Source organism: Pseudomonas anuradhapurensis, from assembly GCF_014269225.2.
Taxonomy (GTDB): domain Bacteria; phylum Pseudomonadota; class Gammaproteobacteria; order Pseudomonadales; family Pseudomonadaceae; genus Aquipseudomonas; species Aquipseudomonas anuradhapurensis.
On sequence record NZ_CP077097.1, the window covers coordinates 885,649 to 905,123 of the forward strand.

The following is a 19,475-nucleotide window of genomic DNA, read 5'->3' on the forward strand; positions in this document are numbered from 1 at the left end:
AGCGGTGGCATCGCTTCGCGCGATTTTTCAATTATTCCAAGGCAGGCCGTGTTGATGCTGCAGTACGGGCAAAAGAGCTTTCTGATCGTCGACGACTTTACCGACTTTCGCACGTCGACCCGGTCCATGCTGCGCGAGCTGGGTGTGCGTGACGTGGACACCGCCGACAGCGGCGAGCAGGCGCTGCGCATGTGCGCGCAGAAGCGTTATGACGTGATCCTGCAGGACTTCCACCTGGGCGACGGCAAGAAGAATGGCCAGCAGGTGCTCGAAGACCTGATCCTCGACAAGCACATCAGCCATGAGTGCATATTCATCATGGTCACGGCCGAGAGCAGCCAGGCCATTGTCCTCAGCGCCATCGAGCACGAGCCCGATGCCTACCTGACCAAGCCGTTCAACCGGGTTGGCCTGGCCCAGCGCGTCGAGAAGCTGTACCAGCGCAAGAACCTGCTGAAGCCGATCCTGCAGGCCCTGGACCGCGATCGCCCGGCCGAAGTGCTGGCTGCCTGCGCCGAGCTGTGCAAGCGCGACCCGCGCCTGGCGCCGCTGTGCCTGCGCTATCGGGCCGATGCCCTGCGCAATCTCAATCGCTTCGAGGAACTGGAGAAATTCCTCAAGGCCATCCTCGCCAGCCGCCCGCAGCCGTGGGTGTACGCGGCCCTGGGCAGCCTGATGCACAAGCGTGGCCAGAATGCCCAGGCCCAGGGGGTGTACGAGCAGGCGCTCAAGGCCTTCCCGATCATGCCAAGCCTGTACGATGGCATGGCCGAGGTGCTGGTGGCCCAGGGCGAAACCAGGCGTGCGCAGAGCATGCTCGAAGAAGCCGTGCGGCTGTCACCGTTGTCGGTGCGCCGGCAGTCGACGCTGGGCAAGCTGGCATTGGAAAACGACGACTTCGAGAGCGCCTCGAAGGCGTTTCGCCATGCGGTGAACCAGGGCCAGAGCTCGCGCTACAAGGACCCCGAGAACAACCTTGGCCTGGTGCAGTCGCTGATGAACAAGAATTCCGGTTTTGGCCTGGATGCACGCACCCGGGTCGAGATCAACGCCACGCTCAGCGAGGTGGCCAAGGACAACCCCGAGGACCAGGGGTTGCAGGTGCGCGCGCGCATGATGAAGGCCGCCAGCCTGCAGCAGGCCGGCGACCCGGAAACCGCGGCCAAACTGACCGAGCAGGCTATCCAGCGCCTGGACAAGATGAACCAGTTCTTCTCGGTCGATTCGGCCCTGACCGTCGCCGCACAGTTGCAGGCCATGGGCCAGGAAGCCGCCGCCGCCGGTGTGCTGAAGGGCTGTGTGGAAAGCTACGGTGATGACCCCAAGGTCATGGAAAAGGTGGGCAAGCTGACCAGCGACCCGGGCGTGCTCAATGCCATTACCGAAGCCGTCAGCCTCAATCGCCAAGGCGTGCGCAGTTACCAGGAGGGGCAGCTTGGCGAGGCGTTGCAGCTGTTCCGCAAGGCGTTGGGCTTGCAGCCGAAAAACATCAGTATCGCCCTGAACACCGCCCAGGCGCTGCTGCGCATCGGCGGTGAGAACCCCCAGCCAGCGATCATGCAGGAATGCCGCGACGCCCTGACCAGCGTGGCCGGCATCCCCGCCAGCGACAACCGTTACGACCGTTACCGCAAATTGCACATTCGGGTGTTCGGCGCATGAATCAAGACAATCAAGGGCTGGATTTTTCCACGGTGATCGCCTCCACCGTGCATGACCTGAAGAATTCCCTGTCGGCGCTGATCCAGGCCCACAACCAGTGGATGGAGCGTTTGCCCGAAGAACTGCGCGGTGGTACCGAGCAGGGGGTGATGGAACATGAGTTTCGCCACCTCAACGGCATGCTGGTGCAGCTGTTGGGGTTGTACAAACTGGGCGTCAACCAGCTGCCGGTATGCCCGGACTACCACGAGCTGGACGACTTCATCGAAGCCCAATTGGCCGCCCACGAGGAAGTGCTCAGGCACAAGGACATCCTCGCCACCTGGCGCGTCGACACCGACAACCCACTGGGCTTCTTCGACCGCGAGCTGGTGGCCTCGGTGGTCGCCAACGTCATCACCAACGCCACTCGCTTTGCCGCGCATGCCTTGCTGATCACCATCGAGGAAGCCGACAACCAGCTGGCCATCTGCGTCAACGATGACGGGCCAGGTTATCCACAGCGCATGCTCGAACGCCAGGAAGAATTCATCCAGGGCATCGATTCGACCAGCGGCAGTACCGGCCTTGGCCTTTACTTTGCCGCACGCATCGCGGCGTTACATGAAAGCGGCGGGGTGCGCGGGCGCATCGAGATCGCCAATGGCGGGGCGCTCGGCGGGGGGCTGTTCAAGCTGTTCTTGCCTTGAAACTGGCAGGGTTTGCATTTCGGACGGGCACGCATGCAAACTCTTCCGATCAACCAGCTGCCGTATTCCCCCATGCATAGTCCATCGCCAGCGCTTATTCGCGAAACCTTCCCCGTAGGCCCCTTGCAATGCAATTGCACCCTGATTGGCGACCCGCTGAGCAAGAAGGCCATCGTCGTCGACCCGGGCGGTGACCCGGAGAAGATCCTGGCCCGCCTGCAGGCCCATGGCCTGACGCTGGTGAGCATCATCCATACCCACGCGCACTTCGATCACTTCCTGGCCTCTGGCAAGCTCAAGGCGCTGACCGGTGCCACCCTGCACCTGCACAAGGACGACCAGGCGTTGTGGGACAACCTGGAGATGCAGTGCCAGATGTTCGGCGTGCCATATACCCCGGTACCTGCGCCAGACCGCTGGCTGAATGACGACGAAGAGCTGGCCTGCGGCTGCGGCGTGGCCCTGCATACCCCAGGCCACACGCCGGGCTCGATGAGTTTCTGGTTTGCCGATGCCAAGCTGCTGATCGCCGGCGACACCCTGTTCCGTCGCGGTATTGGCCGCACCGATTTGTGGGGCGGCGACCAGCGGGCTATCGTGCGTTCGATCCGGGAGCGGCTTTACCGGCTGGATGAAGAGGCCATCGTGGTGACCGGCCATGGGCCTGATACCCGGCTGGGTGACGAGATGCGCGAAAACCCCTTCGTGCGGGCCTGATGGCACATGAAGGCACTTTCACGGAATTTTTCGTTGCCTGCGCAATCCAAGGCTGGCATAGATCCGTTTGCGATCTCTCGCATTCATGAATTCAGTAGGAGCTTGTCCATGTTCACCATGCGTCGTCTGATTATCGTCGCAACCGCCGCTGCCCTGATGACCGGCTGTGCCGGCCAGAACCCGTATGACAGCCAGGGTCAGGCGCAGGGCTCCACAGGGATGAGCAAGACCGCCAAGTACGGTGGCCTGGGCGCGCTGGCCGGCGCTATTGCCGGTGCCGCCATCGACCACAACAACCGCGGCAAGGGTGCGCTGATCGGCGCCGCCGCCGTGGGTGCCGCCGCCGCCGGTTATGGCTACTACGCCGACAAGCAGGAAGCCGAGCTGCGCGCGCAAATGGCCAACACCGGCGTGGAAGTGCAGCGCCAGGGTGACCAGATCAAGCTGATCATGCCGGGCAACATCACCTTCGCCACCGACTCCGCGAATATCGCGCCAAGCTTCTATTCGCCGCTGAACAACCTGGCCAACTCGTTCAAGCAGTTCAACCAGAACACCATCGAGGTGGTCGGCTTCACCGACAGCACCGGCAGCCGCCAGCACAACATGGACCTGTCCCAGCGTCGCGCGCAGGCGGTCAGCACCTACCTGACCTCGCAGGGTGTGGATGCCTCGCGTATTTCGGTACGTGGCATGGGCCCGGACCAGCCGATCGCCAGCAACGCCGATGCCAATGGCCGTGCGCAGAACCGTCGGGTGGAAGTGAACCTGAAGCCGATTCCGGGTCAGCAGTATGACCAGCAAGGCCAGGTTCAGCAGTATCCCTGATCGACCCTTGGGGCCGCCGCAAGGCGGCCCCAGCTTTTAGCGCGCCACGCTGGCCTGAATCGCCGTCAGGGCGATGGTATGCACGATATCGTCTACCTGGGCCCCACGCGGCAAGTCGTTCACCGGCTTGCGCAGCCCCTGCAGCATGGGCCCCAGGCTGACCCCGTCGGTACTGCGCTGCACTGCCTTGTGCGTGGTGTTGCCGGTATTCAGGTCGGGGAACACGAACACCGTGGCACGCCCGGCCACCGGGCTGTCTGGCGCCAGTTCACGGGCAATCGCCGGGTTGGCTGCTGCGTCATATTGCAACGGCCCGTCGATCAGCAGCTCCTGTGCCGCCCCCTGCGCCAGGCGGGTCGCTTCGCGCACTTTCTCGACTTCTTCATCGCTGGCCGAATCGCTTGAATAACTGATCATCGCCACGCGCGGTGCGATGCCGAAGGCCTGCGCCGATTCGGCACTCTGCCGGGCGATTTCGGCCAGTTCGGCAGCGCTCGGGTGCGGGTTCATCACGCAGTCGCCGTACACCAGCACCTGCTCGGGGAACAGCATGAAGAACACCGACGACACCAGGCTCGAGCCTGGGGCAGTCTTGATCAGCTGCAGGGCCGGGCGGATGGTGTTGGCGGTCGAGTGCACCAGGCCTGATACCAGGCCATCCACTTCATCCAGCGCCAGCATCATGGTACCGATCACCACCGGGTCTTCCAGTTGCTGCTCGGCCATCGGCGCATTGAGATTCTTGCTCTTGCGCAGCTCGACCATCGGCTCCACGTAGCGCCCGCGAATCAGTTCCGGGTCAAGAACTTCCAGGCCCGGTGGCAGGGTGATGCCCTGGGCGCGGGCCACCGCATCGACCTCCTCTGGCCTGGCCAGCAGCACGCAGCGGGCGATGCCACGGGCCTGGCAGATGGCTGCAGCCTGCACCAGCAGTGGCTCGGCGCCTTCCGGCAGGACGATGCGCTTGTTGGCCTGCTGCGCCCGCTGGATCAACTGGTAGCGGAACACCGCCGGCGACAGGCGCAGTTCGCGCGGGGTACCACAACGCTGGTGCAACCAGGCGGCGTCGAGGTGGCTGGCGACAAAGTCGGTAATGAATTCGGCGCGCTCGCGGTCGTCCACCGGGATTTCACGGTTCAGCGAGTTGAGCTGGTTGGCGGTGTCGTACGAGCCGGTACTGACCGACAGGATCGGCAGGCCGGCCTGCAGGGCGCCACGGCACAGACCGAGGATGCGCGCGTCTGGCTTGCTGTCGCTGGTCAGCAGCAGGCCGGCCAGCGGTACGCCGTTGATCGCCGCGAGGCTGACGGCGAGGATGATGTCGTCGCGGTCGCCCGGGGTGACCACCAGGGTGCCCGAGGTCAGCAGCGGCACCGTGTTGGCCACCGTGCGTGCGCAGATGATGATCTTGCTCATGCGCCGCTGCTCGTAGTCGCCAGCGTTGAGCACCTGGGCACCGAGCAGTTCGGCCACGTCGCGGGTGCGCGGGGCGTTCAGTTCCGGCTGGTAGGGGATGCAGCCGAGCAGGCGGAAGTCATTGCCGCGCAGCAGCGGCGAGTGCTCACGCAGGCGGGCGGAGAATTCCGCCATGCTCTCGTCGGTGCGCACTTTGTTGAGGATCACCCCGAGCACTTTCGGGTCGCGCGGGCCACCGAACAGCTGCGCCTGCAATTCGACCCGGCCAGACAGCTCGCTGAGCACTTCGTTTTCCGGCGCCGAGACCAGGATCACCTCGGCATCCAGGCTCTTGGCCAGGTGCAGGTTGACCCGTGCCGCATAGCTGGCGTGGCGGGTAGGCACCATGCCCTCGACCACCACCACGTCGTTGCCGATGCAGGCTTGCTGGTACAGGCGGATGATTTCCTCAAGCAGTTCGTCCAGCTGGCCTTCGCCGAGCATGCGTTCGACGTGGGCCAGGCTCAGCGGTACTGGGGGCTTGATGCCGTGGGTGCGGGCGACCAGTTCGGTGGAGCGCTCGGGGCCGGTGTCGCCCGGGTGCGGCTGGGCGATCGGCTTGAAGAAGCCGACCTTCAGGCCGGCGCGCTCCAGGGTGCGCACCAGGCCCAGGCTGATGGAGGTCAGGCCGACACCGAAGTCGGTCGGCGCAATGAAAAATGTCTGCATGCGTGCTTCTCGAAATAAGCGGTGCAAGAAATTAGCGGCCAAGGGTAGCGCTATCGGCCCCCTGTGCGCACCAGCCGCAAGCGAAAGGCTGGCCGATGCGCTGCGCGCGCCGAGCCGGGTCCAGCACCCACGGGCGCGCCTGCCACGGCGGCTGGTGGCGCAGATGCTGGGTATGGCCGCAGGACAGTTCGGCCACCCAATGGCCTTGTTCGTCCAGGTGAAAGCCGATGATCCGACTGATGGGCCGCTGCTCATCCGCAGCGCGGTCGCAATCGGACGATGGCTTGGTTACACTTGTGCGCTCTACATTCTTTTGCAAAAGGTCTTGCCCCATGCTGATCGCCGCCAACAAGGCTGTCTCCATCGACTATACCCTGACCAACGACGCCGGGGAGACCATCGACAGCTCCGCCGGTGGCGCGCCGCTGGTTTACCTGCACGGTGCCGGCAACATCATCCCGGGCCTGGAAAAAGCCCTGGAAGGCAAGCAGGCCGGTGACGAACTGAACGTTTCCGTCGAGCCGGAAGACGCCTACGGTGAATACCTGGCCGAGCTGGTCAGCACCCTGAACCGCAGCCTGTTCGAAGGCGTCGACGAGCTGGAAGTGGGCATGCAGTTCCACGCTTCGGCGCCGGACGGCCAGATGCAGATCGTCACCATCCGCGACATCGACGGCGACGATATCACTGTCGACGGCAACCACCCGCTGGCCGGCCAGCGCCTGACCTTCCAGGTCAAGGTAGTCAACGTGCGTGACGCCAGCGATGAAGAAATCGCTCACCGTCACATCCACGGTGAAGGTGGCCATCACCACTGATTTTCTGCGCTAAGCTCAGAAAGTCGCCAGGCGCTCGGGCAAGCCGACTTGCCTTCCTTCGGGAGGTGGACGGCTTGGCCGGGCGCCTTTTTATTGGGTGGAATTCGCCTGCGCGGCAACCGGCAACCTGAGAGGGATTCATCATGAGTGCATTTCACGACCTGAAACTGGACGCGCTGAACGGCGGGGAGCTGCCTCTCGCCCCCTTCAAGGGCCAAGTGGTGCTGGTGGTCAACGTAGCTTCCAAGTGCGGCCTGACACCGCAATACAAGGCTTTGGAAAATCTCTACCAGGACTACAAGGACAAGGGCTTCAATGTGCTTGGCCTGCCGTGCAACCAGTTTGCCGGCCAGGAGCCGGGCAGTGAAAAGGAAATCCAGGAGTTCTGCAGCCTCAATTACGGGGTGAGCTTCCCGCTGGGAGCCAAGCTGGAAGTCAACGGGCCACATCGCCATTCGCTGTATCGCCTGCTGGCGGGCGAGGGCGCCGAATTCCCCGGCGACATCACCTGGAACTTCGAGAAGTTCCTGGTTGGCAAGGACGGGCGGGTGCTGGCGCGCTTCTCGCCGCGCACGGCGCCGGATGATCCTGCGGTGGTGCAAGCCATCGAAAAGGCGCTCGCCTGAACCGGGGCCGCTTTGCGGCCCCGACGGTTCAGCCCCGAGGTGCCGATGAGCCTGGCTTGGCCCTGAGCGCGGCAGCTTGAGCTTGCTCAGCTGCCGCGCCGGTTTGCCGGCAGGCGCTATACAGATACCCTTCGAACTGCTCGACAATCGCTGGCCAGCCCTGGCGGCTGGCATGCTGCCGTGCATTCAGGCGCACCCGGCGCAAGGTTTCCGCTTCTTCCAGCAGCCAGCAGGCGGCATCGACAAATGCCGCCTGGTCGCCCGGCATGGCCAGTGCACCGCTGTGCCCGTGGCGAATATGCTGCGCTGCGGCCGCCTCGTCATAGGCGACCACCGCCAACCCCGCAGCCATGGCTTCGAGCACCACATTGCCAAAGGTCTCGGTCAGGCTCGGGAACAGGAACAGGTCACCGCTGGCATAGTGCTCGGCCAGCACCTCGCCGCGCTGGGCGCCGCAGAACACGGCATCGGGCAACTGCTGGGCGAGGGTGCTGCGCTGCGGGCCATCACCGACCACGATCAGGCGCAGGCGCTTTTGCGGATAAGCCTTGTGCAACGCATCAAGGCATGGGCGCAGTAAGCTCAGGTTCTTTTCCACTGCCAGCCTGCCGACGTGCAGTACGGCGATATCGTCCGGGCCAAGCTCCCAGCTGTCGCGCAATGCCTGGCTGCGGCGTGCCGGATTGAACAGGCCGGCATCGACCCCCCTTGCCAGCAGTGCCAGGCGCTCGAAACCACGGCGTTCAAGCTCCAGGCGCTGGCTGAGGCTGGGTACCAGGGTGGTGGCCGTGCGCCGATGGAACCAGCGCAGGTAATGGGTGAGCAAGCGCGTCAGCAGGCCCAGCCCGTACTGGCCGGAATACTGCGGGAAATTGGTATGAAAACCGCTGACCACGGCCACCCCAAGGCGCCGCGCGGCGCGCAGGGCGCTGAGCCCCAGAGGCCCCTCGGTGGCGATGTACAGCACATCCGGGCGCTGCCGACGCCAGCGGCGCAACAGCTTGTGCATCGACACCTCGCCCCACTGCAAACCTGGGTAGCCAGGCAGTGGCCAGCCACGGCACAGCATCAGGGCCGGGTCGTTGTGCAGCGGCCTTTCACCGGCCTGGCGTGGGCGCACCACTTCGACCTTGTGGCCGCGTTGGCTCAAGCCTTCGCTGAGCCGGCCAAGGGTGTTGGCCACGCCATTGATTTCGGGTGGGAAGGTTTCGCTGACCAGCGTGATACGTAGCGCGGGTGTATTCATGACAAAAAGTTTCCGCCCCCTGAGTTGCGCCGATGTGACGGCATTGTGACGGATTCATGACGCCTGATCGCTGACGTTCCGGGTTTGTGAATTTTCCTTGCAAGGCACTCAAGAAGCTGTGGCCGGCAGCCGATGCAGAAGCATTCGACGACCTGATGCGCTCCAGGAGAGCGGTGATGTTCAACAACAAGCTCAAGCAAGAAATCCGGCAACTGCGTGAAGACCTGATGTCCATCGAACAGGTCAAGAGCAGCCTCGACAGCGAGATGTTGGTACTGCAACTGGACCCTCAGGGGCGGATCGAGATGGTCAACGGCAACTTCGAGAGCGAGATGCTCTACCGTGCCGAACAACTGCTTGGTCGCAACATCGAGGAAATCGTCCCTGCGCACGTGAAGTCACTGGACTTCTACCAGCGCATGAAAAGTGCGATCAGCCGCGGTGAGCACCTGAACGGCGCCTTCCGCCTGCTGCGCGGCAATGGCCAGGAAGCCTGGCTGCGGTCGATCCTGCAACCGGTCAAGGACAGCCAGGGGCGCATCAAGTACTTCACCCTGCACTCCAGCGACCTGACGCGTACCATCGAGACCTCTCGGGAGCACGAGAGCCTGATCAAGGCATTGATGCGTTCCACTGCGGTGATCGAATTTTCCCTCGACGGCACCATTCTCACCGCCAATGATCGGTTCTTGTCCGCGCTCGGCTATCGCCTGGAACAGATCCGTGGCAAGCATCACCGCATGTTCTGCGAGCCGGAGGAGGTCAACTCGGCGGGCTACCAGGCGTTCTGGGACAAGCTGCGCCGTGGCGAATACGTTGCCGACCGCTTCAAGCGTATCGATGCCCACGGCCGGGTGGTCTGGCTGGAGGCTTCGTACAACCCGATCTTCGACGCCCATGACGTACTGTACAAGGTGGTCAAGTTCGCCACCGTCATCACCGACCAGGTGAACCAGGAGCAGGCCGTGGCCGAGGCGGCGGACGTGGCGTTCAACACCTCGCTGGGCACCGATGCCAGTGCCCGCAAGGCGACCGATGTGGTGACCCAGACGGTCAGCGTGATGCGTGGGCTGGAAGCCTCGATGCAAGAAGCCGCCGAGGGCATCCAGGCGCTGGACACCCAGTCGCGGGTGATCGGCTCGATCATCAAGACCATCAGCGACATCGCCGGGCAGACCAACCTGCTGGCGCTCAACGCGGCCATCGAAGCGGCCCGCGCTGGTGAGCAGGGCCGTGGCTTTGCCGTGGTTGCCGATGAAGTGCGCCAGCTGGCCTCGCGCACCAGCACCGCCACCGAGGAAATCGCCCGGGTGGTGCAGCAGAACGAGCAGCTGGCCCAGGCGGCGGTGGCCATCATCGACACCAGCAAGCGCCAGGCCGAGCAGGGGCTGGCGCTGGCCGATGAGACGGGCGAGGTGATTGTCGAGATCCAGGACGGGGCGAAGCGGGTAGTGGATGTGGTGGGGCAGTTTTCCAGCCGGTTGGGGCAGTGAAACCCAAGCCGGACCTGGTTCCTGTAGAAGCGGCGCGGTATCGCGACAGGCCGCAACACGGCCCCGGCATTGCAGCGCTGAGGCATACAATCGACTGGGGCCGCTGTGCGGCCCTATCGCGACACAAGGCCGCTCCTACCGGGAATGCGTACAGCCTTGGCGTCAGTTGCGCTCCCGCACCCAGAACAACGTGGCGCCGGCCACCGCTGCCGGCATCATCAGCACGTTCACCAGCGGTATCATCAGCGCCAGGTAGGTGATGCCGCCAAAGCCCAGCGACTGCCAGCGCTTCTGGCGCAGCCAGGCGAGCATGTCCTGCCAGCTCATCTTGTTGTTGTCTGCCGGGTAGTCGATGTACTGGATGGCCATCATCCAGACCCCGAAGATCAGCCACAGCGGCGCAGCTACCACGTTGACCACCGGGACCAGCGACAGGATGAACAGGCCGATGGCCCGTGGCAGGAAGTAGCCCAGCTTGCGCATTTCGCGGCTGAAGGTACGTGGCACCATGGCCACCAGCTCGGCCCAGCTGAAGGCCGGGAAGGTGTCTTCGCCACGCAGCACCACCTCGACCTTTTCCGCCAGGAAGCCATTGAACGGTGCGGCAATGATGTTGGCCACCAGGGTGAAGGTGAAGAACACCATCAGCACCACCAGGGCGACGAACAGCGGCCAGAGGATGTAGGTGAGGAAGCTCAGCCAGCTTGGCAGGGTGGGCATCAGGGCATCCACCCACAGGCTGAACTGGTGGCCGGCGAAGTAGATCAGGCCACCGAACAGCAGCAGGTTGACCGCCAGCGGCAGCAGCACGAACAACCGCAGGTTGGGGCTCAGCACCAGTTTCAGGCCTTCGCGCAGGTACTGGGGGCCAGACAGGACAGGGGCTTGCATCGGGAGACTCCGCAGAGAAGGTAAACGCGCTGACCTTACCGAGTTTGCCGCGCCGACGAAAGGCGGGCAGCGGCAGGGAAACGGGGTGTAACAAAAGCGCCAGCCCATGGCTATCCGAACAAATCGATGGATAGGCGATGCCTATGAGGTGGATTGTCTAAGGATATTTCCTTAATCTTTGCCACCTCGCTACAGTGCGTTCAACTTTCCGCTTTTCGGGCCTGCGCGTTGTAGCCTTCCCCAAGTGCTGCGTGGGTCCCTTTTAAATTCCAGCTGGCGCAGCCGGTGCACACGATGCCGGCCCGTGCGGCCCGCTCGACAGGAGTTCGACATGTCTGAAGTACGTCATTCGCGCGTCATCATTCTCGGTTCCGGCCCTGCCGGTTACAGTGCCGCGGTGTACGCCGCCCGCGCCAACCTCAAGCCGCTGCTGATCACCGGCATGCAGGCCGGCGGCCAGCTGACCACCACCACCGAAGTCGACAACTGGCCGGGCGACCCCCATGGCCTGACCGGCCCGGCGCTGATGCAGCGCATGCAGGAGCACGCCGAGCGTTTCGAAACCGAAATCGTCTTCGACCACATCAATGCCGTCGACCTGGCCAACAAGCCCTTCACCCTGCAGGGTGACAGTGGCAAGTACACCTGCGATGCGCTGATCATCGCCACGGGTGCCAGCGCCCGCTACCTGGGCCTGCCGTCCGAAGAAGCGTTCATGGGCAAAGGTGTCTCGGCCTGCGCTACCTGCGACGGTTTCTTCTACCGCAACAAGCCGGTTGCCGTGGTCGGCGGCGGCAACACCGCCGTTGAAGAGGCGCTGTACCTGGCCAACATCGCCAGCAAGGTCACCCTGGTGCACCGTCGCGATACCTTCCGCGCCGAGAAGATCCTGGTCGACAAGCTGCACGCCCGTGTCGCCGAAGGCAAGATCGAGCTCAAGCTCAACGCCACCCTGGATGAAGTACTGGGCGACAACATGGGTGTGACCGGTGCGCGGCTGAAGAACAACGACGGCAGCAGCGACGAAATCAAGGTCGATGGCGTGTTCATCGCCATCGGCCACACCCCGAACACCTCGCTGTTCGAAGGCCAGCTGACCCTGAAGGACGGCTACCTGGTGGTCAACGGTGGCCGTGAAGGCAATGCCACCGCCACCAACGTCGAGGGCGTGTTCGCCGCCGGTGACGTGGCTGACCACGTTTACCGTCAGGCCATCACCTCGGCCGGTGCCGGTTGCATGGCGGCACTGGACGTCGAGCGTTACCTGGACGGTCTGGCCAACGCCTCGTTCTGATCCGGGAATGCCAGGGCCGCTTTGCGGCCCATCGCGACACAAGGCCGTTGCAACAGAATGGCTACGCCCCAGATGTCGCATGAAAAAACCGGCCAGAGGCCGGTTTTTTCATGCCTGCAATTCGATTACAGGCTCAGTCGCATCGACAGGTCCACTGCCTTCACATCCTTGGTCATGGCACCAATCGAGATGTAGTCCACCCCGGTCTCGGCAATCACGCGCAAGGTCTGCTCGTTGACCCCGCCGCTGGCCTCGAGCTTGGCCTTGCCGGCGGTAATGCGCACCGCTTCGCGCATTTCCTCCAGGTTCAGCTCGTCGAGCATGATGATATCCGCACCGGCGGCCAGCGCCTGGCGCAGTTCGTCCAGGCTTTCCACTTCGATTTCCACCGGTTTGCCCGGTGCAATACGGTGCGCGGCTGCCACTGCCTCGGCCACGCCGCCACTGGCTGCAATGTGGTTTTCCTTGATCAGGAAGGCATCGTACAAGCCAATGCGGTGGTTGTCGCAGCCGCCACAGGTCACTGCGTACTTCTGCGCCAGGCGCAGGCCGGGCAAGGTCTTGCGGGTGTCCAGCAGGCGTACCTGGGTGCCTTGCACCAGGTCGGCGAGAAAGCGTGCACGGGTGGCCACACCCGACAGCAACTGCAGGAAGTTCAGCGCACTGCGTTCACCGCTGAGCAGCGAGCGTGCCGGGCCTTCCAGGTGGAACAACGCCTGGTTGGCCGTGGCGCGTTCGCCGTCGGCCACCTGCCAGTGCACCGCCACCCGCGGGTCGAGTTGGCGAAACACCGCATCGACCCAGGCGGTGCCGGCAATCACGCAGTCTTCGCGGGTGATGATGGTCGCCTTGGCCAGGCGCTCGGCCGGGATCAACTGCGCGGTTATATCGCCACTGCCGATGTCCTCCAACAGCGCGCGGCGCACGTTGGCTTCGATTTCAGCGGTCAGATCGGCGAGGCGTAGGTTCGGCATGGTCGGCTCCACAAGCTAGATGCCCGCGATTATAGGGCAGGGGGCCGGTGTGTACAGCCGCCTTGGCAGCGACCTTCGGTCGGGCGCGTTGAGCAACCGGGGCAAATCGGGGTCACTAGCCAGCGAGTGAAACGGCGCTGGCAGCGGTATGGTTTTTTGCCGATAATAGCGACCAGTATTTGGCGTCATAGCTTTGACGATCTTCAGCCCCTTCGGGCGAGACACCCTGCAAGGAGTCCAGGATGCAAAAAGAAGGCAAGGTGGTGCCCTTGGCGGCCGCCATCGACCGAGGGGGGCGTGCGCCCCTGCCTTGCCTTCCGGTATTGCTCCTGCAGGTGCGCGACAAAGCCGCCTTGCAGTTGCGCCAGGGCTTGCAAGGCTTGTTCGACAACGCCGACGACACCCTCTTCGAGATGGCCGACAAGGCATTCGACCGCGGGGACCAGAACCTCTACTTCGAGGCCATGCGCGACCTGCGCCTGAAGCGCAAGAGCATCGAACGGGGCTTTCTCGACACCTTCTACGACGCCTTTTCCCGGATGGGCCAGGTCGACCTGCTGGCCCACCTGGGCGATCCTCGCGACCTGCGCAGCAAGGCCCAGGCTGAGCGGGCCGCCGCGATCGAAGGCATGGTCGCGCGGGTGCTGTCGCGTGACGGCATTGCCCTGCAGCAACTGGGCCTGCGCTTGCAGGCACTGCTCGATCGCCCGCTGCACGAGCAGCACAACCCATTGGGGCCGGCTGCACTGTGTGGCTACTTCCTCGATGCCGGGCGTAACCTGGGGGTTGGCTTGCGGGTAAAGCTGGTGCTGCTGAAACTGTTCGAGCGCTATGTACTGCGCGATGCCGACGTCATCTATGGCGAAGCCAACCAGTTGCTGGCTGCTGCAGGCGTGCTCCCCGAGTTGCCGCCGGCACCGCGCCGGCGTGCCGAAGACCGGCGTATGGGCGCTCGACGTGGCACGGCGAACCTGGCGCAGGAGGTTGGCGCCGACGCGGCAGGGCAGGCCTTCTTTGCCGCGTTGCAGCCCCTGCTGGCGCCGTTGCGCGGGCAGTTTGCGCCGCGTCTGCAAGCGGTAGCCGCTGCCCAGCCGATCAGCACCGCCGACCTGCTGCGGCTGCTGTCCCATTTGCAGCACTACGTGCCCGCTACCCACGAAGACGAGGATTTCGAACTCGGCCAGCAGCTTGAACAGTTGCTCTTGCGGGTCAGCGTGCGCAGCGGCACACGCCGGCGCATCGAAGTGGCCGACGAGGACATGATCAACCTGGTAGGCCTGTTGTTCGGCTACATCCGCAACGACGACAATCTGCCGGCCAGCCTGCGCGCGCTGATCGTGCGCCTGCATATTCCGCTGTTGAAAGTCGCCCTGCTGGACAAGGGTCTGTTAAGCCGGGCCAGCCACCCGGCCAGGCGACTGCTCAACGAGATCGCCGGTGCCGCCATCGGCTGGGAATGTGCCGGCGATGGGCTGCGCGACAGCCTGCATCTGCGCGTGGAGCGGACCATCCAGCGCCTGCTCAACGATTTTGCCGAAAATACCAGCCTGTTCGCTGAACTGCTGGAAGACTTCCTCGCTTTCAACCAGGACGAGCGGCGGCGCAACGAACTGCTCGAACAACGCACCCGCGATGCCGAAGAAGGGCGTGCCCGCGCCCAGCAGGCCAGGCAACAGGTGCAGCATGCGCTGAACCAGCGCCTGCGCGGCCGGGTATGGCCGCAGGTGGTGGTGCAGATGCTGGTGCACTCGTGGAGCCAGGTCATGCTGCTGGCCTGGCTCAAGCAGGGCGAGGCTTCCCAGGCCTGGCGGGATGCAGTGCAGACCATGGACGCGCTGCTGGCCAGCATCACCCCACCGCATGAAACACAAGCCTTGTTGCAGCAGGTGCCTGGCCTGCTCAAGGCACTGCGCGATGGCCTGGCCAGCGTCGCCCTGGACTCGGCCGCGACCCGCGAGTTCTTCCTGCAACTGGAGCAGTTGCACTTGCGCGCCTGCGCCGGCACCGAGCTACAGCCTGGCGCAGAGGGCCAACGCCTGGGCGAGGTGCTGGTGGCCGAGGATATCGTGTTGGCCATTGCCGAAGAGCCCGCCTGCGCGCCGCTGCATGTCGCCCATGGCCAGGCCGCTGCGCTGCGTCAGGTACAGCGCCTGCGTATCGGTACCTGGGTCGAGGTGCTCGACGAGGACGAGCCGCTGCGCTGCAAGCTGGTGGCGCGCATCGACAGTAGCGACAGGCTGGTGTTTGCCAACCGCACCGGCATGAAAGTGCGCGAGTGGAACGGTGCCAGCCTGGCCCGGGCCCTGCACCGCGGCGAGGTGCGGGTGCTGGACGACGGCCTGCTGTTCGAGCGGGCGCTGGACGCGGTGCTCCAGGCGTTGCGACAGTAACCAGGCCTGTAGGCGCAAACATTACAATCATTCACATGCAAACGGCCTTGGCCACAGGGCATACTGATGCCCTGTTCACGGCGCTTTCAGGATCTGCCCCCATGCAATTGGACCGTGCCACTGGCTGGTTCCACGGAATCGGAATCACCCACTGCCCCTCGCCGAACTTCAATGCCCGCCCCCAGGGCGAATCGATTTCCCTGCTGGTGATCCATAACATCAGCCTGCCTCCGGCCTGTTTCGGCACCGGCAAGGTCCAGCAATTCTTCCAGAACCGCCTGGACCCTGACGAGCATCCGTATTTCGCCAGCATCAACCACCTGACCGTGTCGGCGCACCTGTTCGTCGAGCGCGACGGCGCGGTGACCCAGTTCGTGTCATTGCTCGACCGTGCCTGGCATGCCGGTGTGTCATGCTTCGACGGGCGCGAGGGTTGCAACGACTTCTCCATCGGTATCGAGCTGGAAGGCACTGACGAGCTGCCCTATACCGATGCCCAGTACGCAGTGCTGGAGCAACTTACCCGGCATATCCGCAACGCCTGGCCGGCCATCGACCCCAGCCGTATCCAAGGCCACAGCGACATTGCCCCGCAGCGCAAGACCGACCCTGGCCCGGCCTTCGACTGGCCACGCTACCGCAAGGCGCTGCTGCACAACGAGGACAAGGCATGAGTTTTCTGGTGTTGTTGCTGGCGCTGTGGGTCGAGAAGTTCTCGGCGTTGCGCCATCAGGTGCAGCGTGACGGGTTCTTCCTTGGCGAACTGGTGCGCCTGGAGCGCAGCGGCAAGGTGCACCCGTGGTGGACGCTGGCCATTCTGGTGTTGGCTCCGGTCGCGTTGCTGGTGTTGCTGCTGCATGTGCTGGACCCTGTGGCGTATGGCCTGCTGGCCTTGCCGGTGCATCTGCTGGTGCTGATCTACAGCCTGGGCCGCGGCGATGCCAAGGCATCGCTGGGGCCGTTCCGCGACGCCTGGCGCCGGGGCGATGACCAAGCCGCGCTGCACGTGGCAGAACGTGACCTGGGGCTGGCTGCCGACAATCCCCGCAGCTTGCTGGTAAGCGTTCAGGGCAACCTGTTGTGGCAGGTATACCAAGGCTTTTTCGCGGTGATCTTCTGGTACTTCGTGCTCGGCCCGGGCGCCGCGCTGGCCTATCGTCTGCTGGCACTGTGTGGCGAGCACAGCAAGCAGCCAGCGCTCAAGGCCCGTGCCGAGCAGCTACGGCATGTGATGGACTGGTTGCCGGTGCGGGTACTAGCATTGAGCTTTGCCTTGGTGGGCAATTTTGTCGCGGTCACGCGGGTGATGCTGCATGAGTTGCTGAACTGGCATATCAGCGCCGCGCATCTGGTGGCTCGGGTCGGGCGCATTGCCGATGACATTCCAGAGGAAGAAGACGACCAGCGTGGGCTGGGGCGGCTGGACAGCCTGTGGGAATTGCTGCTGCGCTGTGCGGTGCTGTGGTATGCCGGGTTTGCGCTGTGGACGGTGCTGGTCTGACGTAGACGCGTCCCTTTGTAGGAGCGGCCTTGTGTCGCGATGGGCTGCGCAGCAGCCCCGGGGGTTCAGACTCGCCACCTGATGGTCGGGACCGCGTTGCCGCCCTTCGCGACCCAAGGCTGCTCCTGCAAGGGCCGTGAATCCTGGGCCGAGGCGGTTCAGCTGCTACCAGCCAAACACCTCGCAAGCATTGCGGCTGCTGGCTTCGGCCAGCTCCCCGACGTCCACCCCCATCACCTCTGCCAGCACCGTGGCGATCTCCGGCAGGTGCTCCGGGCTGTTCCGTTGCCCCGGGTACATCACCGGTGCCATGTCCGGTGCATCGGTCTCCAGCACCACGCTGTCCAGCGGCAACCGTGCCAGGGTCTTGCGCAGCCGCAGTGCCTGCGGCCAGGTAGCCGCACCGCCCAAGCCAAGCCGGAAGCCCAGCTTGATGTATTCCCGGGCCTCTTCGTAACTGCCGGCAAACGCATGAATCACCCCCGCTCGCAGCGGCTTGTAGCGCTTGAGCGTGGCGATCACCTGGGCGTGGCTGCGGCGCACGTGCAGCAGGGCCGGCAGCTCGAAGTCGCAGGCCATTTGCAGTTGCGCTTCGAACAGGCCCTGCTGGCGCGCCTTGTCCAGGTCTTCGAGGTAATAGTCCAGGCCGAACTCGCCTACCGCACACAGCCGCGGGTGGCCGCGCAGGCGCTCCAGCCACTCGCGCAATTGGCCCAGGTGCTGCGGGCGATGTTGCTCGAGGTAGACCGGGTGCAGGCCGAACGCGGCGAACAGGCGCTGATCGCTGCAGGCCAGGTCCCACACCCGTTGGAAGTTGGCCTGGTGCACCGCCAGCACCACCAGCCGTTCCACCCCGCGCGCCGCCGCGTTGGCCAGCAGGCGCGGGCGGTCGGCGTCGAAGTCGGGGAAGTCCAGGTGGGTGTGGGTGTCGATCAGGCGCATGTTCAGGCCGCTGCGATGCGTTGCTTGAAGGTTCGACCGACGGCGTGCACGCCAGGTTCGTAGCGTTTCTCCTCGATAGCGGCCAACGCCAGTTCCAGGGCGGTGGCGGCAATCAGGCCGTGCTGCTGGGCCATGGCGTTTACCGGCAGCGGCAGGAAGTCGAGCAACTGGTTGTCGCCAAAGGTACCCAGTTGCAGCTGGCGTGAGTCAGCCGGGCGCGCCTGAAGGGCGTCGAACACCCCTTGCAGCAGCACGTACGAGGTGGTCACCAGGGCATCCGGAAGGCCGCCGAGGTCGTCAATCAGCTGTTGCATCAGGCGTTGGCCGCATTCGCGGCTGAAGGCCTCGCCTTGGTAGCGGCGAACTTCGCCGGCATAACCGTGCAGGGCCTCGTCGAAGCCGCCGGCACGCGCCTGGCTGACCGAAAGCTCCGGGCGTGCGCCGATCAGGGCGATGCTGCGCGGGGCCGCGCTGAGCAGGCTGGCGGCCAGTTGGCGGCTGGCATCGCGGTCGTCGCTGATGACCGAACAGAAGTGCGCCGGGTCCAGGCGGCGGTCGATGGCGATCACCGGCAGGCCCTTGTCCTGCAGTTCGCGGTAGCTGTCGTCTTGCGGTGGCAGGCAGCTGGCGACGAACAGCGCATCGCAACGGCGCGCGCGGAACAGCTGCTGCAACTGGCGCTCGCTGTCGGGCTGGTCGTCGCTGCTGGCGATCAGCAACTGGTAGCCACGGGCTCGGGCGCCTTGTTCGAGCTGTTTGGCGATGCGCGCGTAGCTGGGGTTCTCCAGATCGGGGAGAATGAAGCCCAAGGTACGCGTATGCCGGCTGCGCAAGCCAGCAGCCTGCGGGTTGGGGGTGAAGCCATGGGCTTCGACCACCGCACGCACCCGCTCGACGGTGCTGTTGCTGATGCGCTGTTGTTCGGCCTTGCCATTGATGACGTAGCTGGCAGTGGTCACGGACACACCGGCCAGACGGGCGATATCGCTGAGTTTCACCGAATTTTCCTTGTTATTACCGGGGCTGGCTGTGAAGCCTGACCGGGTAGTTTGACCCGGCAGCGGCGCCACGCGCAGACGACCATTGTCGCAATTGTCCGACAGGATGGGGCTTTTTCCCTGGCAGATTATCGAGTAACGTGGCCGCCTGGTCAGATTAAACGTTTCAGCTGCCGATTTTTCTGCCTCGGCTGCCATCGTGCAAGGCTGTCGAACTGGCCGTTCATGTGAATTCCACAACAATACTCCAGTACCCGACCGGGAACTGCAAAAGGAGAAGGT

Annotated in this window: 17 protein-coding genes and 2 pseudogenes; 12 read left to right on the top strand and 7 right to left on the bottom strand. The window is 64.3% G+C overall.

What is annotated here, in order from left to right; all coding sequences use genetic code 11:
• Window positions 1-54 precede the first annotated feature (54 nt).
• The 4 genes from HU763_RS04085 to HU763_RS04100 all read left to right on the top strand — a co-directional run bounded on the left by HU763_RS04085 (window position 55) and on the right by HU763_RS04100 (window position 3,896).
• Window positions 55-1,662 (top strand): response regulator, encoded by a 1,608-nt coding sequence (locus HU763_RS04085; protein WP_170028285.1) that lies wholly within the window; start codon window positions 55-57, stop codon window positions 1,660-1,662.
• Window positions 1,659-2,351, top strand: coding sequence for a sensor histidine kinase (locus tag HU763_RS04090; protein WP_170028286.1), 693 nt, complete (start codon window positions 1,659-1,661; stop codon window positions 2,349-2,351). Before HU763_RS04085 ends, HU763_RS04090 begins: the two co-directional genes overlap by 4 nt.
• A gap of 72 nt (window positions 2,352-2,423) precedes the next feature.
• Entirely contained in the window at window positions 2,424-3,068 is a 645-nt protein-coding gene (locus HU763_RS04095; RefSeq protein ID WP_186686434.1) for an MBL fold metallo-hydrolase, read from the top strand.
• A gap of 108 nt (window positions 3,069-3,176) precedes the next feature.
• Window positions 3,177-3,896 carry a YiaD family glycine zipper/OmpA-like lipoprotein gene (locus tag HU763_RS04100; RefSeq protein ID WP_170028287.1) on the top strand — a complete coding sequence of 240 codons (720 nt, stop codon included), beginning with the start codon at window positions 3,177-3,179 and terminating at the stop codon, window positions 3,894-3,896.
• A gap of 36 nt (window positions 3,897-3,932) precedes the next feature.
• On the opposite strand, the gene pta is transcribed toward HU763_RS04100, so the two are convergent.
• Together pta and HU763_RS04110 are read right to left on the bottom strand one after the other, a co-directional pair.
• Window positions 3,933-6,020, bottom strand: coding sequence for a phosphate acetyltransferase (gene pta / locus HU763_RS04105; protein ID WP_186686359.1), 2,088 nt, complete (start codon window positions 6,018-6,020; stop codon window positions 3,933-3,935).
• 31 nt (window positions 6,021-6,051) lie between these two features.
• A complete protein-coding gene (locus HU763_RS04110) occupies window positions 6,052-6,354 on the bottom strand; it encodes a DUF3565 domain-containing protein (protein WP_186686433.1) in 303 nt (100 codons plus the stop codon).
• On the opposite strand from HU763_RS04110, the gene HU763_RS04115 reads away from it, so the two are divergent.
• Together HU763_RS04115 and HU763_RS04120 are read left to right on the top strand one after the other, a co-directional pair.
• Complete coding sequence (locus tag HU763_RS04115; RefSeq protein WP_170028289.1) at window positions 6,353-6,838, top strand: FKBP-type peptidyl-prolyl cis-trans isomerase; 486 nt, start codon at window positions 6,353-6,355, stop codon at window positions 6,836-6,838. The two genes, HU763_RS04110 and HU763_RS04115, sit on opposite strands and share 2 nt — an antisense overlap.
• Window positions 6,839-6,981: 143 nt before the next feature.
• Window positions 6,982-7,464, top strand: coding sequence for a glutathione peroxidase (locus tag HU763_RS04120; RefSeq protein ID WP_170028290.1), 483 nt, complete (start codon window positions 6,982-6,984; stop codon window positions 7,462-7,464).
• Between the two features lie 28 nt (window positions 7,465-7,492).
• Here the strand turns inward: HU763_RS04120 and HU763_RS04125 are convergent, their stop codons facing one another.
• Window positions 7,493-8,710: a glycosyltransferase family 4 protein gene (locus tag HU763_RS04125; protein WP_186686356.1), complete on the bottom strand. Its 1,218-nt coding sequence runs from the start codon at window positions 8,708-8,710 to the stop codon at window positions 7,493-7,495.
• A 305-nt stretch (window positions 8,711-9,015) separates the two neighbouring features.
• Here HU763_RS04125 and HU763_RS24975 point away from each other — a divergent pair.
• Together HU763_RS24975 and HU763_RS24980 are read left to right on the top strand one after the other, a co-directional pair.
• A pseudogene (locus HU763_RS24975) lies at window positions 9,016-9,615 on the top strand (PAS domain-containing protein); the annotation flags it as partial.
• A 171-nt stretch (window positions 9,616-9,786) separates the two neighbouring features.
• Window positions 9,787-10,203, top strand: a pseudogene (locus tag HU763_RS24980) (methyl-accepting chemotaxis protein); the annotation flags it as partial.
• Between the two features lie 162 nt (window positions 10,204-10,365).
• Here HU763_RS24980 and cysZ read toward each other — a convergent pair.
• Window positions 10,366-11,094: a sulfate transporter CysZ gene (gene cysZ / locus HU763_RS04135; RefSeq protein ID WP_170028293.1), complete on the bottom strand. Its 729-nt coding sequence runs from the start codon at window positions 11,092-11,094 to the stop codon at window positions 10,366-10,368.
• Window positions 11,095-11,425: 331 nt separating this feature from the next.
• Between cysZ and trxB the strand changes: the two genes are divergently transcribed.
• Window positions 11,426-12,388, top strand: a complete 963-nt coding sequence (trxB, locus tag HU763_RS04140; RefSeq protein WP_170028294.1) for a thioredoxin-disulfide reductase — start codon at window positions 11,426-11,428, stop codon at window positions 12,386-12,388.
• 125 nt (window positions 12,389-12,513) lie between these two features.
• Here trxB and nadC read toward each other — a convergent pair whose 3' ends face one another.
• On the bottom strand, window positions 12,514-13,362 hold the full coding sequence (gene nadC, locus HU763_RS04145; RefSeq protein WP_170028295.1) for a carboxylating nicotinate-nucleotide diphosphorylase: 849 nt from the start codon (window positions 13,360-13,362) through the stop codon (window positions 12,514-12,516).
• A 242-nt stretch (window positions 13,363-13,604) separates the two neighbouring features.
• Here nadC and HU763_RS04150 point away from each other — a divergent pair, with 242 nt between their 5' ends.
• From HU763_RS04150 to ampE, 3 genes are all read left to right on the top strand, one after another.
• On the top strand, window positions 13,605-15,752 hold the full coding sequence (locus tag HU763_RS04150; protein WP_186686354.1) for a DUF1631 domain-containing protein: 2,148 nt from the start codon (window positions 13,605-13,607) through the stop codon (window positions 15,750-15,752).
• Window positions 15,753-15,853: 101 nt separating this feature from the next.
• Window positions 15,854-16,426: a 1,6-anhydro-N-acetylmuramyl-L-alanine amidase AmpD gene (gene ampD / locus HU763_RS04155; protein ID WP_186686352.1), complete on the top strand. Its 573-nt coding sequence runs from the start codon at window positions 15,854-15,856 to the stop codon at window positions 16,424-16,426.
• Window positions 16,423-17,253, top strand: coding sequence for a regulatory signaling modulator protein AmpE (ampE, locus tag HU763_RS04160; protein WP_170028298.1), 831 nt, complete (start codon window positions 16,423-16,425; stop codon window positions 17,251-17,253). Before ampD ends, ampE begins: the two co-directional genes overlap by 4 nt.
• Window positions 17,254-17,418: 165 nt before the next feature.
• On the opposite strand, the gene HU763_RS04165 is transcribed toward ampE, so the two are convergent.
• Window positions 17,419-18,195: a TatD family hydrolase gene (locus tag HU763_RS04165; protein WP_186686350.1), complete on the bottom strand. Its 777-nt coding sequence runs from the start codon at window positions 18,193-18,195 to the stop codon at window positions 17,419-17,421.
• 2 nt (window positions 18,196-18,197) lie between these two features.
• Entirely contained in the window at window positions 18,198-19,193 is a 996-nt protein-coding gene (cra, locus tag HU763_RS04170) for a catabolite repressor/activator (protein ID WP_186686348.1), read from the bottom strand.
• Between the last annotated feature and the right edge of the window lie 282 nt (window positions 19,194-19,475).